Below are 15,812 nucleotides of genomic sequence, written 5' to 3' on the forward strand. Positions count from 1 at the left end.
TATTCCTCAGATTATATCCCTATTCATTTTTATTTTGTTGTAAATCCCTGTGTCCTTGACGAACTACTTCCAGAGTTTGCTCTAAATTATTTAAAACATGCTTAAATACTTCATCCGCATAGTTAACCGCATCAACTTGCAAGTCTTTTGCTGATTTACGCGCCTGTGCAATCAACTCATTTGCTTGTTCCTGCGCCTGCTTATTAATTATGTTATCATCTGTAAGCTTGATAACATAAGCTTTTGCCTGTTCAACAATACTTTGAGCTTCTTTCTGCGCTTCGTCGAGAATACGCTGACGCTCGGTAATAATCCTTTTAGCTTCCGAAATTTCTTTAGGCAAAAGTTCGCGAAAATCGTCTAAAAATTTTGCCAAGTCATCTTCTTCCACCACTCTTTTATTCGTAAAAGGTACACGAGCAGCTTCTACTAACAATGTTTCCATTTCATCCAATAGCTTTTCAATATCCATAATCTTCTCCCTTCCCATTACACAAAAATCTAACTTTTTTCACGAATTCTTTTTATAATTTTATCTTGTAAACATTCAGGTACAAATTCGCTAATAGGGCCGCCAAATTTAGCTAATTCTTTAATTCCACTTGAACTTATAAAGGAATACTCACTGCTTGTCATCATAAAAATCGTTTCCATCTGTGGATCAATTTTTTTTATGAGCAAAGCCCGTTGGAACTCGTATTCAAAGTCACTTAAGGCCCGCAGGCCTCGAATAATAAAATTACTGTTCTGACGCCGTACATAGTCATTTAATAAACCGGAAAAACTGTCTACTTTAATATTGGGGATATCCTTAACCGCCATGTTTAACATTTCTACCCGTTCTTGCATAGTAAATAACGGTTTTTTATTAGGATTATGAAATACCGCTACAATAACTAAATCAAACATGTTGCTGGCCCGCGAAAATATATCAATATGCCCATTCGTAACTGGATCAAAACTGCCAGGGCAAACTCCTATCCGCATATCAACTGCCTCCTAAAGTAGTTTTTTCATCTTGTATCAAAAAAGCCACCAATGTCTCTCCATAACGCTCGCTCCGAACCAGCTTCAAATAATGCCAGTCAGTATTGATCTGCTCATGTTTCGAATGTTCAACAACAATAACTCCTCCATGTTCGACAACATCACTCATATCAAGTTTTTGAAGTGCAGTATTTACTAATCCCCGGTTATAAGGGGGGTCAACAAATACAAGTGTAAACAGCCTCCCTGACTTATTTAATGCATCTAGCACTTTGAGCGAATCACCACGTCGAACTTCAGCCATCTTACAAAAATTTGCATGATTAATATTTTCTTTGACTGCAGCCAGACTTGCTAAACTATGATCTACAAATAGTGTGTGTGCTGCCCCGCGGCTAAGTGACTCTAATCCCAAATTACCGGTACCGGCAAATAAATCCAAGACTGTGGCCTCTGCTAGTGCATTTCGGCCATTAGGCAATTCCAGATTCGCGAGAATATTAAAAATAGACTCCTTAACCCGGTCAGCAGTAGGACGGACATCAAGACCCCTAGGAACTTTAAGCTTAATTCCCTTGGCAATTCCTGTTATAATTCGCATACATACCTCAAAAAGTGATTTGAATTTCAAGTTTAACATAAATATTTTAGCACATTTAAGCAGTTGTAGCACTTTTTGCAAAAAATAATGTGCATTTCTTTTATTATTATTTCCATCGCCACTCTCTGCAAACAAAAAATAACCGGCTGCCCGGCTATTTTTTAATGTTAATATTATCTAAAAACGCGGAAAGCGCCTAAAAATCTTGTTTGATAGTAATCTTTAGACATGGGAGTCATTGTTACTGCATTCGCTCCGGAACTAGCATGGATGAACTGTCCATTTCCTACATATATACCGACATGCGAAGGACCGGGAATATATGTACTGTAAAAAACCAAATCACCTGGCTGAATATCCGCTAAAGGCACTCTTTGCCCAAAATGATATTGTTCATCAGCCACTCTTGGCAAGGAAACGCCATATTGACTATATACATAGTAGACAAAGCCGGAGCAATCAAATCCTCCCGGAGATGCTCCCCCCCATACATAAGGAACTCCTAAAAACCGCTGGGCAAACCCGGCTAGTCGCTGACCAAGTTTTCTATCGCCATTACCACGGCTTACCTCACCAATACCAGTAGCATTTCTTAATATATGCCATGTTCTTAGACCAACAATTCCGTCATCTTCTAAACCGTTAGCCTGTTGGAACTCAATTACAGCCCGCTTAGTACCTGAACCGAAATTACCATCTACTTCATATTGATAGAATCCCCTTTTTTTTAATTCTGCTTGCAACATATAGACTGAATCACCTGCATCTCCTTGTCTCAACACTGGCATATTATTTTCTGAAGCAAATGCTGAATTTAATTGAAATAAAAATACACATAAAGTTGTAAAAAAAATAATTTTAACTAACTGCAAATACACACCCCCAGTTGTTCTGCCGGTTTCCCTTTATTTCGACATTTCCAGCAAAATTCCTGTAGGACTAAAGGCTTATAATATGTCCGAAAAAAATACACAGTCTTACTGTTGACAACATTATTATGAATGTGTATACTTAATAACTGTGAGCCGGGGCGTAGCGCAGTTTGGTAGCGCGCTTGGTTCGGGACCAAGAGGCCGCAGGTTCGAATCCTGTCGCCCCGACCAGATAAATCCCGAAAATTAATAAACAATAATAAACAAAGCAGAGCGATTGCTCTGCTTTAATTTTTTCTTTCATTTACAAACACCGCATCTTTTACACCCCGCACTACACGGCGGAGTATATTGTCCTGCCTGTGCCCGATGATATTCGGCTAGTAAATAAGTCTCTTCAAACCCCATATTCAAATTGCCCCATGGAAAAATCTCTGTTTCTTCTCGTGTACGATACAAATAAAATTCTTCCTTTATATTATGGATTTTGAGTGCCTTCTTCCAGCCTTTTACGCCCCCATTTAACACGGCAGTAAGCAATACTTCTCCTAATTTACGGTCACCCCGGGCTAATACACCCTGAATATAAGCCTCTCTGGGTTGTTCAATGATAACCTCTATGCCTTTTCGCTTTTTTAGAGTGATTTGAATATACTTTAGTCTGGAAGCTACTTCTTCCAGCGGCGCCATAGGCAACCATTGAAAAGGTGTAAACGGTTTAGGTATGAATGGGTTAATACTAAAGGTTAGCATTCCCTTATTCCCCAAGGATTCCATATAACTTTTAACATTATGCGCCATATCTACGATGGCTTCAATATCTTGATTACCTTCTTCCGGCAGCCCTACCATGATGTATAAGCGTACATGAGGAATGCCCGCCGCAGTCGCAATCGTTATTGCGTCAAACAGATTTTTATCGCTAATATTTTTATTAATTATTTTTCGCAGCCGCTCACTGCCTGCTTCCGGCGCCAGCGTTATGGTTTTGTGCCCGCTGGCAGCCAGTGAATCTACTAAACTGGCCGACAACGAATCAGCCCTAAGGGATGCAACCGACATGGTAAGTCCTTCATGTAAAATGAGTTGGCATAATTGATCAATTTCAGGATAATCAGAGATAGCCGCCCCCATTAGGCCAACCTTCGCTCTAAATTCTTTTGCTTTCTTCACACCTTCAGCAATTTGCGTTAACGGTCTAACCCTGGGATTACGAAAACAGTAACCGGCCATACAAAACCGGCAATGTCTGCCGCAACCTCTGGCAACCTCAATCAAATACATATTTCTAAACTCAGTCTCAGAGGTAACAATCACTGTCTGACCGGGGTATCTCTCCAGATTTTTAATATACCGCCGTCTTACCTTGTCAATTGGTACTGCCGAATGCCGTTCAAACTTTTCAATCGTTCCGTCATCATCATAAATCGGCTGATAAAAACGAGGAACATATACCCCTTCTATTTGGGCTAAACGCAGTAACAGTTCCTCTTTTGCCAGCCCCTGTTCCAAACTATCGTAATAACTATCGAGAAATTCTTGTATTACTTCTTCTCCCTCGCCGATTATACAGGCATCAACAAAGTTTGCCAACGGTTCGGGATTAAAGGTGGCGCAAGGCCCGCCAATAATAACCAGCGGGTCAGCGTCCCCCCGTTCAGACGCCAAGACCGGAACCTTACCTAACATTAGAATAGTAAGCAGATTAAAATAATCCATTTCAAAAGAAACAGCAAAAGCAATCAGGGGAAATTCGTATAATGGTAACTGAGTTTCTAACGTTAGTAAAGGCGTGTTTGTCCGGACATACTCAGCTAATGTTTTTTTATCAGGCAAAAACAGCCGTTCACAGGCGGTATCGCCCCGGCTGTTTATTTGTTCATAGATAATGTGTAAGCCAAGATTAGACATTCCCACATGATAAGTATTAGGATAAACCAGAGCCATAGAGCGGCGGGAACCTGGCGCGTAAACCAGTGCTCCCCGCTCGGCAGCTACAACTTTTTGTAGCTGTTCTTTTAAAAGCCACGACATTTGTATCACATCCACCTGTAACATCTGACATATTGCTGCAAACTGCTTGCCTGGATAATACTAGTAACTGATTAGGGTTACTTATTGCCGTATGTCCAGAGCTTTTGCGAACTGTCTTCCCAAATTATCACCCGTCCGGCACTGAGTGTGGCTTTTACATCAACCAATCGTTGATTGCGGGAACCGCGAAAGGCTAGTCCTAAATCGCGTTCAGTTGCCTGATATAAACCATCTATTAGGAGATCTGTCTGTTCAAGTAAGTTCCCAACACTCTTGCGCTTTATAGCCATTGCCGCTAACTGCTCGAAGGTGAAACCGCTATAAGTAACAATATGTAAGCCTAAAGACTTTAATTGCTTAGCCAATAGAGATAACGGTTCAGCCTGGAGAAAAGGCTCACCTCCTGAAAAAGTTATTCCCTTTAACAATTTATTCCGGGTAGCAATTTCCACAATATAGCGAAAAAGGCTTTCAGCATCTGTAGAATAGCCACCATTTATATCATGAGTGTCCGGGTTATGACATCCAGGACATTTGTGCGGACATCCCTGGGTGAATACTACTAATCGTAGCCCAGGTCCGTCCACAATACTTTCCTTAGTTATTCCCGAAAGTCTAATATCCATCCTTAATTCCGCTCCTAAATATGCCGCACACGCTCATTTAATTCATTCAACTTAGCGTCATTAAACCGGTCAACAGTACTTAAATAACCAGTAATGCGACGAACTCGACGAACGCTGGTAGTTCCGCAGGAAGGACATTCATCGGTATCAATTACGCCAATATGTCCACACCCTTCGCAAAAATCCACCGGATAGTTAAAACCTGCATAGCCAAAATCGCATTCCCGCATATAACGGATAATTTCTTCTAACGCACCCAAATTATTTACAGGCGGTGCGGCAAATTCAACATAACTAATATGGCCGGCATTCGTATATTTATGATATACACCTTCTATACGAATTTTATCAAATACACTTATGGGGAAATTAACAGGAACGTGAAAAGAATTGGTATAATATTCTTTGTCCGTAACTCCGGGAATAATGCCATATTCTTTACGATCCATTTTTACAAACCGCCCTGATAGGCCTTCAGCCGGTGTAGCCAGCAACGTATAATTCAAGTCATAATGTTCGGCGGCACGATCGACTTTATCCCGCATAAAAGCGACAATTTCTTCTCCCATGATTTGTGCCTCTTCATTTTCACCATGATGGCTCCCTGTCAAAGCAGTAAGCGTTTCAGCTAAGCCAATAAAACCTACTGATAATGTCCCATGTTTAATAACTTCTTCAATATAATCACTGGGAGTAAGCTTGTCCGAATCTATGTAAAGCCCCTGTCCCATCAAGAACGGCATATCACGAACCCTTAGCTTAGCTTGCACCTGAAAGCGGTGATAAAGCTGCTCGCAGGTTAAATCAATAAGTTCCGCCAGGCTTTCATAAAATTTCATAAAATTACGCTCGGCCTTGATCGCTAAACGAGGTAAGTTGATCGTAGTGAAACTTAAATTGCCGCGTCCGTCAGTTACTTCCGGGCCGCAACGATTTGACATCACCCTGGTGCGGCATCCCATGTACCCCACTTGATCTCCATAGGCTTTATTAAATGATGAATCCATAAAACTAAAAGTAGGGTTAAGACGTTGAGCAGCCACTCTGATGGCCAGTTTAAACAAGTCATAATTTGGATCGCCAGGATTAAAATTAATCCCTTCCTTAAGTCGGAAAATAATATTAGGGAAAATAGGGTTTTCCCCCCGCCCTAGACCTTTCTCGTAAGCCAAAAGCAAATTTTTTATTACGGCGCGTCCGGCTGGTGAGGTCTCAGTCCCTATATTAAGGCTGGAAAAGGGCACTTGAGCACCTGCCCGGGAGTGCATACTATTTAAATTATAGATCAAAGCTTCCATCGCTTGGTATATTTCTTCATTGCTAGCCTTTTCCATAAATGGTGCTATATCACGGTCAAAAAAGGCAAAAGACTGACCTCCGTGCATATCATTCTGCGAACTCTGCAAAATAATAGCGGCAAGGGCAGTGGCAGACGACGGACGTTTGGGAGAGCGAATATAACCATGACCGTTATTAAAGCCGTTATTAAGTAATTTTCCCAAAGGAATTTGTACACAAGTCAGTGTTTTTCCGTAAAAATCAAGATCATGAATGTGATAATCACCCTTTATATGGGCTTGGGCAATCTTTTCCGGAATTAACCGGTTTAAATAGTAAGCCTTACTGGCAGCACTGGCTATCTGTAGCATTTTAGCTGACGGCGAATTAGAGACATTGGCGTTCTCACGGTTAGTTTCTACCAGAATTTCCCCCACCGCATCCATAAGATCGGATTTTGCCTCTCGCATGCGATTACGCTTGTCCCGGTATAAAATATAAGCCTTAGCCGTTTTAGCATGACCTGTTTCAATTAACATCTTTTCAACTGCATCCTGAACATCTTCCACACCAAATATACCGCCGTTATATTGTTGCTTCAGAAACTTTAAAACATTAAGCGTAAGTTCTAATGCCAATTCCCGGTCTGCTCCACCGACGGCCTTAGCCGCTCTATATATAGCCTCCGTTATTTTACTTTCATCAAATGCTACTTCCCGGCCATCACGTTTCTTTATTCTTGCAAACATTCTTTTCCCCCATGCTGATTAATCTTTGTGTTGTGTTTTCATAAGTACTTCTAGTTCCTGCATAAAGTTATTAATATCGGCAAATTGCCGATACACTGAAGCAAATCGAACATAGGCAACCTGGTCAATCTCCCGTAAGTGTTGCATCACAGACTCGCCAATCTGCCGTGAGGAAACTTCTCGCTCTGCACTATTATGCAGATCCCGTTCGACTTTATTGACAGCTGTTTCAATTGCATTAATGGGAACCGGCCGCTTTTCACACGCCTTTAAAATTCCGCCGAGCAGCTTACTCCGGTCAAAAATCTCTCGCCGTCCGTCTTTTTTTATAACCATTAACGGTATTTCTTCAATGACCTCGTAGGTAGTAAAACGACGGGCGCAGGCAGAGCACTCTCTTCGTCGACGGATAGAATTTCCCTCATCGGCGGCTCGTGAATCAATAACCTTGCTATCAGCTACTCCACAAAACGGACAACGCAAATTCACCCACTCCTTGATTACTCCGGTGAGTATGTTATAATAACTTATAGGCATTAATCTCAACACTATATATTGTGTTCTGCATAATACATATACGCCATATATTGTTTTTCTCCTGCCTCATGGAGAAATTTATGAAAAAAACTATCTGTCAAAAGAAGAATATAAAAAGGAAGCATCACCGCGCGCTTGCCGCTATGTGCTTCCTTTTATTTTCTATCTGCTATAATTTATACAACAATCATTTAGTTTCCGCCCGGTTGCCGCTAAACGCTCGCACAATCCAAACAAAAATTACAGCACCAACCACACTCGCTATTAGTTGCCCAATTAGCCCATAGGTGCTAATCCCAATTACCGAGAGCAAAAATCCGCCAACATAGGCACCAATCACACCAACAATCATGTCTACCCAAAAGCCAAAGCCATGTCCCCGAAGTAATTGGCCGGCCAACCATCCAGCTACGGCTCCCGTAATTAAGAACCATATTGCATTGCTCAACATAGCATTCCCTCCATTTAAAAATTAGTACTATTATCCCCATTAAAATAATTCTTAAGCTTCTCACCGATAATTTTCTCTTCTTAAAGTTAGGCCCTCTATCCCAAGATAAATAGAGAGCCTTCAAAAAATCAATTTCAATTTTGCGTTCAATAAAATAATAAAGGAGAAGCATGAAAATTTTAATTGATGCCGACGCTTGCCCGCAGGCAGCCCTACGGCAATGCCTGGAAGCAGGGAAAAAATATGGTATTCCGGTTTGGACAGTTGCCAGCTTCAACCATAATATTGTATCGGATCATCATGTAACAGTAGGCAATGCATCCCAGGAAGCTGATATTAAGCTTATCAATCTGACTGAACCAAGTGATATCATCATTACACAAGATTGGGGAGTTGCCGCAATAGTAATAGCCAAGTCAGCCTATTGTCTTGGTCCAACCGGTGTAGAATACTGCCCGGAAAAGATAGAATTTCTGTTGGAAGAACGGGAAATCAAGGCTAAATTCCGTCGCAGCGGTGGACGGACAAAAGGCCCTAAAAAACGTACCCAGTCAGATAATATAAAATTTGCTGCCGGATTGGAGAAACTTATCCATAAAAGTAGACAACAAAAAAGTTTAGATGCCGGCAAAATCTATGATACTTTCCGCCATAGCCCCGAGTAAATGGTGAAACCCCTAAGAGTTCGACATCAGTCGAAGTTAACACAATATATTAATATTGGAATCCGCTTTAGACTGCAGTTCCTTTTTTAACAAACTTTCAAAAGAAGTGCTTCCCTTTTTCCCCGGAGAATAAGAAATTTCGCTATTTTTACTTCTTATATATGTCTTAGAGCTTGGACATATCGGAACAACCTTAGTAATTTTCAAAGCAATCACCTTCCATATTTTTACATACATATTCTATTATTTGGAAGTAATTACCTTTTGTTTTTTACCACTACCTAAAAAACATTTTATGCTATATTTTGCACTGCTTCTGACGAACTGTAGCCAAGCAGTACTTTAAGCAAAGCAACCATTATGTCATACGGCATAAATGCCAAAATGTCCCTTCTCAAGAAGGGACATTTTGGAGAAAATAAGCAGATGTTTTCAATTTTGCGTTTGAACCGCTACCAAATTGCTTGCGCAAAATTTTTTCCGAAGTTTCGGCTTTTCAATCTTGCCTGTGGGGTTGCGCGGAACTACGTCAAAAATAATCCTACGCGGACGTTTATATCGCGGCAACGACGAACAGAATTCCCTTATCTCTCTCTCTGAACATAGACAATCAGGCTTTAACTCTATAATCGCCGCCGCAATTTCGCCAAGGCGCTGATCCGGCAGACCAATTACCGCTACGTCCTTAATTGCATCATATCTGTGGAGAAAATCCTCAATCTGTACAGGATACAGGTTCTCACCGCCACTAATGATAACATCCTTTTTACGATCAACTAAATAAATGAAGCCGTCTTTGTCCATTCGCGCCATATCACCGGTTAAAAGCCACCCATCTTTCAATACGGCAGCAGTCGCTTCCGGGTCACGGTAGTAACATTTCATAACCCCCGGCCCTTTTACAATCAGTTCACCAACATGTCCCTGTGGCACAAGATGACCATCGCCGTCAATAATCATGGCTTCCCAGTTGTATCCCTGCTTACCAATTGCCCCAACTTTGTGAATGTTATCCATTCCAAGATGAACACAACCTGGACCTATTGATTCACTCAAGCCATAATTGGTATCGTACAAATGGTTGGGAAAATATTTTTTCCAGCGCTGAATTAAACTGGGTGGAACCGGCTGCGCACCAATATGCATTAACCGCCACTGCTGTAGATTATAATCATTTAGATCCACCTCGCCGCTGCTAATGGCGTCAAGGATATCCTGTACCCAGGGAACAAGGAGCCAGACTATTGTTATCTTTTCTTCAGAAACAGCTTTTAGTATCCACTTGGGCTTGACCCCCCGCAGCAAAACCGCTTTACCGCCTACCAGCAAACTACCAAACCAATGCATCTTGGCACCGGTATGATACAATGGCGGAATACATAAGAAATTATCCCCCCGGGTCTGTCTGTGATGGTTTTGCTCTGTATAGCAAGCGGATACGAGACTCCGCTGGGAATGAAGAATGGCTTTGGGAAAACCTGTAGTCCCAGAAGAAAAATAGATAGCCGCATCGTCTTCTTCTGTTATAGGAATTTGCGGGGCTTCATCAGAACACACGGACACAAGCTGCTTATAATTTTGAGCAAATGACGGACAACTTTCCCCTACAAAAAAATGCAATTTAATTCCTGAAATTTTATCGTTAATGGGTTCCACCCGTTCAATAAATTCCGGTCCGAATACCAAGGCTGTAACTTCCGCTAATTCTAAGCAGTATTTTATTTCTTCCGTAGTATAACGAAAATTCAGAGGCACTGCCAGAGCACCGGTTTTAAGAATACCGAAGTAAATTGGCAGCCATTCAAGACAATTCATCAATAATATCGCAACTTTATCACCTTTTCTGATACCGCTGTTCATAAGAAGATTAGCAAATTTATTTGCCTTTTCCTCAAACTCACGCCAAGTTATTTCTTGCCGAAAACCTGCCGCCGGATTTGGTTCAATAAGTTCATATTCACTCCAGGGAACGATTTGCCGCTCCTGTAGTTCCGGATTAATTTCAACCAGGCTAATATCATCACCATATAGCCTCGCATTTTGAGAAAGTATTTCCGTTATTAGCACCTATTTTTCTCCTCCCTATTACCCATTTTGAACAAATACAAAAATCCCGTCTCTGTATTTCTACAGGGACGGGATTTAATAATCCGTGGTACCACCCTGCTTGCTTTATCGCAAGCCGCTTTTTCAGGTACGGGAACTGCGTCCGATACCCTAGCCTTGTTAACGGTGGCACACCGGCGCGGTCTACTCATTTCTTTTCAACCTGCTGCTTATGAGTGTATTTCAGTTAATCTGCTTACCGGTTCGCACCAGTCACCGGCTCTCTGAAAAGCATAACAAACCTACTTTTCTCAGTCATTGCATTTGTCAATTGCTATTAAGCGTAATTATAGCATAAAAATCCCGCGTGTCAATAATTGAAATATTAATTGGAAAACTTTTTTATTTTTTTACAAAGCCAACTTCTTTACCCGATGGGCTTTTTCAAGATCTCTATCTACAGATATTCAGCGAGCTACTTACATATAGGCGGTAAATACAAAAAAAGTTCAATAATATAAATTTTAACGGGTTTACGAATTTTAAAGCGGAGCACACTTTTAACAAGGAGGTGATTCACTATGCCGGAAAAAAAGAATGCAGCTAAACTGATGGATGAGGCGACCGATACCGCAGCTAAAGCGCTTGAAGGCAAACACTATCAGAATTCAGGCGCCGTCACCGAACAGTTCAATGCAAAAATAGATAAGGCCTCAGAATTAGCAAGCGCTAAGTATAGCGGAAAAAACAAATAAAAGCAAGATAGGCTTACGCAAAGTATCAAAGCATTGCCCAACCAAGAGTTTAACGTACGGTTACCCCGTTGTAAGTGATCTATTGTTCAATCTGGATTTGAAAAATGAGATTAGGCTGCGGCCTAATCTCGTTTTTACTATACCATACCACCATTTTGCTTTAGAATATTCACCACTTCTTCAGTACGCTCTTCGGAAGCAAATACTATAACCGAAAAGGCATGTCCAGCCAACATACCGTGATTTTCGGCACTTAACCCGCCAACTGAAGGATCGGCTCCCATTAATACCCGCGCCGCTGCATTATTTTCATCTGAAGTATTACTGGAAAATAGCGTCAAACCGGTCAGCGTTCGTGCATTGGCAATCGGGTCATTCCGTTCCGTATTGTTGGTTACGCCAAACCGACTTGTTCTTTTAACCGTAGCCTCTGTTATGAAAAATCATTATGGATGAACAATTACAGAAACCTGCGATAAATATTTTGTCCAGAGAAGTGGCAATACTGGTGAATTCCAGTGACCGCTGACTTGAGCACTCACGATTCCAATGGCAAACAACAATAGTAGTGCCAGGGAATAATGCGCCGGTTTTAGTATCTTTGCTGTAATACGGTTATGCAAACTGATAGCTTGGGTTGGACAGGCAGTTATGCACCGCTGGCAACAAGTGCATTCAGGGGAACTGATTCTTGCTGATCTTGATATTTGAATATTCGTCGGGCACTGCTTGTCGCAAATTCCGCATGAATCGCATACAGCCTGCTGCCGCCTAATCTGCAGTGGCGAAAAAACAGCAGCAAAATTAAGTAACGCACCATAAGGACAAAGATAACGGCACCAAAAAAAAGGAATTATGATTGTCATAACAACCAATAAACTGACCACTTTTACTGTAAGTGGCGAAGGATTCAAAAAAAATGTCAGCATTTTTACATCGGCTACAATATTATAAGAAGAATAAATAAAGGCCGCGGCATCTGCTCCTGACATTTGCACCAGAATAACCTCGATAAAGAAGAAAAGCAACATATATTTGGGCACCATAAAAAAATAATGTACGTTTCTGGGAATTTTGACTCTAAACTTTACTAAATGATTCCGCCCGTACGTCAGCAACTCTGTTAATGTGCCAAGCGGGCAGATGTGGCTGCAAATGCCTCGCCGCAAGATCAATGCCGAAAAAATAGCAATCAGCAAGATAGACAAACCTGCCGAATGAACTTGATCAAACACGCCTGTACTGATCAGTTGCTTGAGTCCGACCATAGCGGATAGCGGTAAAAAAGTCTCAATGAGCGGAAAGCGCAGCGAAAAGTCAGCCGTATTGCCAGCCAGAGTTAATTCCACTAAAGAATAAAATTGATAACCTGCCCACAAATATAAAACTAAGAAATAAAATTGCATAATTCGACGAATTATCAAAACAAGCAACCTCCACACCGACAATACTTTTAAATTTTGCTAAACATAAAAGGCGGTGACAAAATCACCGCCGGTTTATGTTTCAGAAAATTTCTATCGCAATTCAGCTTATAAGCTATTTTAGCGGCTAAGAATAGTTTTGAGGTCATCCTCTGGTGTACTGATTGGCTTTAAATTGAACTTATCAACCAAGATGTTCAAAACAGTACCCGACAAGAAAGCCGGTAGAGAAGGTCCGATATAGATGTTCTTGATGCCAAGCGCGAGCAATGTAAGCAATATGCAGACTGCTTTTTGTTCATACCAGGAAAGGACCAAGGTCAAGGGCAAATCATTCACGCCGCATTTAAAGGCATTGGCAAGCGCCACAGCGACCTGGATGGCTGAGTACGCATCATTACATTGCCCCATATCAAGAATTCGGGGAATTCCACCTATATCCCCAATGTTAAGATCATTAAACCGATATTTGCCGCAAGCCAAAGTCAATATCACCGTATCTTTTGGTGCCTGCTGTACAAATTCCGTATAATAATTCCGTCCCGGTCTGGCACCGTCGCAGCCTCCAACCAGGAAAAAATGTTTAATGGCGCCAGCCTTGACAGCTTCAATAACTTTATCAGCAACCCCTAGTACAGCATTACGGGCGAACCCTGTCATTAATTCCGTTCCGCCATTAATACCGGTAAATTGCTTATCTTGTTTCCATCCACCTAATTCCAGAGCTTTGTTAATAATTGGCGTAAAATCTTTTTGCGACGTACCTCTTTCTTTGGCTGCAAGTCCAAAAAGTTCTAAAGCTTTCTCAATAAGCGAAGTAGAATCTTTTTTATTGCTTGCCGCGTCAGGTATATGTTTTAATCCCGGATAGCCAACTACGGCGGTTGTAAAAATACGGTCGGCATAAGATGACTTGGGCGGCATCAGACAGTTGGTGGTATAAAGAATGGGCGCGGGAATGTTGTCAAATTCTTTTTGCTGATTTTGCCAGGCTGTTCCGAAATTTCCTCTGAGGTGCGCATATTCTTTGAGTTCCGGATAGGCGTGAGCAGGTAACATTTCACCATGGGTGTATATGTTGATCCCTTTTCCGTCGGTTTGCTCTAAAAGCTGTTTGAGATCATGCAGATCATGGCCTGTTACGACGATAAACGGTCCCTTTTCTACAAGGGTAGAAACCTTAGTCGGGACTGGATGTCCGAAAGTCGTTGTATTTGCCTCATCCAACAAGCCCATACATTTTAGATTGATTTGACCGAACTCCATCAATAAATTCAGCCATTCTTCCGCGGTATGGGGTTCGCCGAGAGCACGCATTCCCTTATAAAACCATGCGGTTACTTCATCATTTTTTTTATCCAGTACATAGGCATGCCATGCATAGGCTGCCATGCCCCGCAATCCCAGCAACAGTGTGGATCGCAAAGATACAATGTCCTCGTTACCTGTCCATAACTCGTTCACAGGAAAGTCTTTGGCGCTGGCATCTAATTTGTTCTTTTCATTCCTGATAAGATTAACTAGTTCGGAGATACGTGTATTATCAAAATTTACATTGGTCACCGTAGCAAACAGCCCTAACATCATCAGTTCATCAGCCAATTTATCAGGCGTTTTCTTAACGGCGGCACGTCCGAGGCCAACAAGTGCACACGTAAGTTCATCTTGCTTATTGGCCACCTCGGGCTTTTTACCACATACACCTACTTTAGTACATCCTTTACCTCCGGCAGTTTGTTCACATTGAAAACAAAACATGTCTGACATTTTTTTCTCCTCCCTAAGCTTGAAATTTTTTCAGCAGTCTTCTATACTTTTCCAAAATTTATTGATGGTTCACTCTGGATTCCACCAAAACCTGTTTTATGATGCCAGCAAGTTGGATCTTGTTTTTTCTGATTTTATTGTATTATAATATAGAATAAAAATCGGTAGCCATGGCTACCAAAATAAGGTTGGGATATTTTTGAATAGGAAATTTTTAGAAGTTCTTATGCAGTCACCATTATTTTATGGTATTACCGCTGATGCATTAGAAGCTGTGATTCATTGTCTACAACCTAAAGTTTATACCTACTCAAAAGGCAGTTACGTTACTGTTGAAGGTGAGCGTTTTACCGGATTAGGTATCCTGCTAACCGGTAAGGCGTCAGTAATAAAGGAAAATGCGGCAGGAAACCGAATTGTTATGTCACTGCTTACACCGGGCGACATGTTTGGAGAAATGTTTGTATTTTCCACAAGCAAGATCTGGCCCTTATCAGTTATTAGTCAGGATGAATGTCAAGTAATGTTTTGGCCGTCAATAAAAATTATAGGAACTTGTTCTAAAGTTTGTGCAAACCATAAACAGATTATCTCCAATATGTTAACGATTGTATCGGAAAAAGCAATCACACTAAATCGGAAGGTTGAGTATCTTGCAATTAAAGGCATGCGCGAAAAAATAAGTACCTATTTACTTGAGCAGTACAAGTTAACGGCCAGTCAGACTTTTACTATAATGTTAAATCGTAATGATTTGGCCGATTTTCTCAACGTTTCCCGGACGGCTCTTTCTAGAGAAATGGGCAGAATGCGTGACGAAGGCCTGATTGAATATTACCGCTCCTCCATAAAAATCAAAAATCTAGATGCTTTAACAAAGGTGGTGGAATAAACACAATCAATTGTTTGATAGATTGTGTTCACGCCTTGAATACTAATTAGACAAAAAATTTCTCCATTACCGGACAAAGCCTGTTATTAAGCGAATACTATGAAAATTTTAAAGATCCTGTTTCTATA

Annotated in this window: 16 protein-coding genes, 1 tRNA gene and 1 other annotated feature; of the genes, 4 read left to right on the forward strand and 13 right to left on the reverse strand. The window is 41.2% G+C overall.

What is annotated here, in order from left to right:
* Positions 1–19: 19 nt before the first annotated feature.
* The 4 genes from BLR65_RS01935 to BLR65_RS01950 are packed head-to-tail and all read right to left on the reverse strand — an operon-like array spanning position 20 to position 2,460.
* Complete coding sequence (locus tag BLR65_RS01935) at positions 20–472, reverse strand: ATP synthase subunit B family protein (protein WP_093791880.1); 453 nt, start codon at positions 470–472, stop codon at positions 20–22.
* Between the two features lie 29 nt (positions 473–501).
* Positions 502–987 (reverse strand): pantetheine-phosphate adenylyltransferase, encoded by a 486-nt coding sequence (coaD, locus tag BLR65_RS01940; RefSeq protein ID WP_093791882.1) that lies wholly within the window; start codon positions 985–987, stop codon positions 502–504.
* 1 nt (position 988) lies between these two features.
* Positions 989–1,723, reverse strand: a complete 735-nt coding sequence (gene rsmD, locus BLR65_RS01945; protein ID WP_245692299.1) for a 16S rRNA (guanine(966)-N(2))-methyltransferase RsmD — start codon at positions 1,721–1,723, stop codon at positions 989–991.
* A gap of 38 nt (positions 1,724–1,761) precedes the next feature.
* The gene (locus BLR65_RS01950; protein ID WP_093791884.1) at positions 1,762–2,460 is read right to left on the reverse strand and encodes a C40 family peptidase; all 699 of its coding nucleotides are present in this window, start codon (positions 2,458–2,460) and stop codon (positions 1,762–1,764) included.
* Between the two features lie 154 nt (positions 2,461–2,614).
* Here BLR65_RS01950 and BLR65_RS01955 point away from each other — a divergent pair.
* A tRNA-Pro gene (locus BLR65_RS01955) sits at positions 2,615–2,691 on the forward strand.
* A 69-nt stretch (positions 2,692–2,760) separates the two neighbouring features.
* Here BLR65_RS01955 and BLR65_RS01960 read toward each other — a convergent pair.
* From BLR65_RS01960 to BLR65_RS01980, 5 genes are all read right to left on the reverse strand, one after another.
* Complete coding sequence (locus tag BLR65_RS01960; protein WP_093791886.1) at positions 2,761–4,494, reverse strand: TIGR03960 family B12-binding radical SAM protein; 1,734 nt, start codon at positions 4,492–4,494, stop codon at positions 2,761–2,763.
* Positions 4,495–4,571: 77 nt separating this feature from the next.
* Positions 4,572–5,120: an anaerobic ribonucleoside-triphosphate reductase activating protein gene (gene nrdG, locus BLR65_RS01965; protein ID WP_093791888.1), complete on the reverse strand. Its 549-nt coding sequence runs from the start codon at positions 5,118–5,120 to the stop codon at positions 4,572–4,574.
* A 14-nt stretch (positions 5,121–5,134) separates the two neighbouring features.
* Positions 5,135–7,147, reverse strand: coding sequence for an anaerobic ribonucleoside-triphosphate reductase (nrdD, locus tag BLR65_RS01970; RefSeq protein WP_093791890.1), 2,013 nt, complete (start codon positions 7,145–7,147; stop codon positions 5,135–5,137).
* An 18-nt stretch (positions 7,148–7,165) separates the two neighbouring features.
* The gene (gene nrdR, locus BLR65_RS01975) at positions 7,166–7,630 is read right to left on the reverse strand and encodes a transcriptional regulator NrdR (RefSeq protein ID WP_093791892.1); all 465 of its coding nucleotides are present in this window, start codon (positions 7,628–7,630) and stop codon (positions 7,166–7,168) included.
* A gap of 241 nt (positions 7,631–7,871) precedes the next feature.
* Positions 7,872–8,135 (reverse strand): GlsB/YeaQ/YmgE family stress response membrane protein, encoded by a 264-nt coding sequence (locus BLR65_RS01980; RefSeq protein ID WP_093791894.1) that lies wholly within the window; start codon positions 8,133–8,135, stop codon positions 7,872–7,874.
* 170 nt (positions 8,136–8,305) lie between these two features.
* Here BLR65_RS01980 and BLR65_RS01985 point away from each other — a divergent pair, with 170 nt between their 5' ends.
* Complete coding sequence (locus tag BLR65_RS01985; protein ID WP_093791896.1) at positions 8,306–8,800, forward strand: YaiI/YqxD family protein; 495 nt, start codon at positions 8,306–8,308, stop codon at positions 8,798–8,800.
* Positions 8,801–9,232: 432 nt separating this feature from the next.
* Here the strand turns inward: BLR65_RS01985 and BLR65_RS01990 are convergent, their stop codons facing one another.
* Positions 9,233–10,867 carry a class I adenylate-forming enzyme family protein gene (locus BLR65_RS01990; protein WP_093791898.1) on the reverse strand — a complete coding sequence of 545 codons (1,635 nt, stop codon included), beginning with the start codon at positions 10,865–10,867 and terminating at the stop codon, positions 9,233–9,235.
* A 61-nt stretch (positions 10,868–10,928) separates the two neighbouring features.
* Positions 10,929–11,174 (reverse strand) — a binding site (T-box leader).
* 253 nt (positions 11,175–11,427) lie between these two features.
* Between BLR65_RS01990 and BLR65_RS29380 the strand changes: the two genes are divergently transcribed.
* Positions 11,428–11,601: a hypothetical protein gene (locus BLR65_RS29380; RefSeq protein WP_169716856.1), complete on the forward strand. Its 174-nt coding sequence runs from the start codon at positions 11,428–11,430 to the stop codon at positions 11,599–11,601.
* A gap of 137 nt (positions 11,602–11,738) precedes the next feature.
* Here the strand turns inward: BLR65_RS29380 and BLR65_RS01995 are convergent, their stop codons facing one another.
* The 3 genes from BLR65_RS01995 to hcp form a co-directional block, all read right to left on the reverse strand.
* Positions 11,739–11,942: a hypothetical protein gene (locus BLR65_RS01995; protein WP_093791902.1), complete on the reverse strand. Its 204-nt coding sequence runs from the start codon at positions 11,940–11,942 to the stop codon at positions 11,739–11,741.
* Between the two features lie 105 nt (positions 11,943–12,047).
* Positions 12,048–13,025 (reverse strand): 4Fe-4S binding protein, encoded by a 978-nt coding sequence (locus BLR65_RS02000; RefSeq protein ID WP_093791904.1) that lies wholly within the window; start codon positions 13,023–13,025, stop codon positions 12,048–12,050.
* Between the two features lie 120 nt (positions 13,026–13,145).
* Entirely contained in the window at positions 13,146–14,792 is a 1,647-nt protein-coding gene (gene hcp / locus BLR65_RS02005; protein WP_093791906.1) for a hydroxylamine reductase, read from the reverse strand.
* 226 nt (positions 14,793–15,018) lie between these two features.
* Between hcp and BLR65_RS02010 the strand changes: the two genes are divergently transcribed.
* Positions 15,019–15,684 carry a Crp/Fnr family transcriptional regulator gene (locus BLR65_RS02010; RefSeq protein WP_245692302.1) on the forward strand — a complete coding sequence of 222 codons (666 nt, stop codon included), beginning with the start codon at positions 15,019–15,021 and terminating at the stop codon, positions 15,682–15,684.
* Positions 15,685–15,812: the final 128 nt, after the last annotated feature.

The sequence above is a fragment of the Sporomusa acidovorans genome, assembly GCF_900101845.1.
Taxonomy (GTDB): Bacteria; Bacillota; Negativicutes; order Sporomusales; family Sporomusaceae; genus Sporomusa; species Sporomusa acidovorans.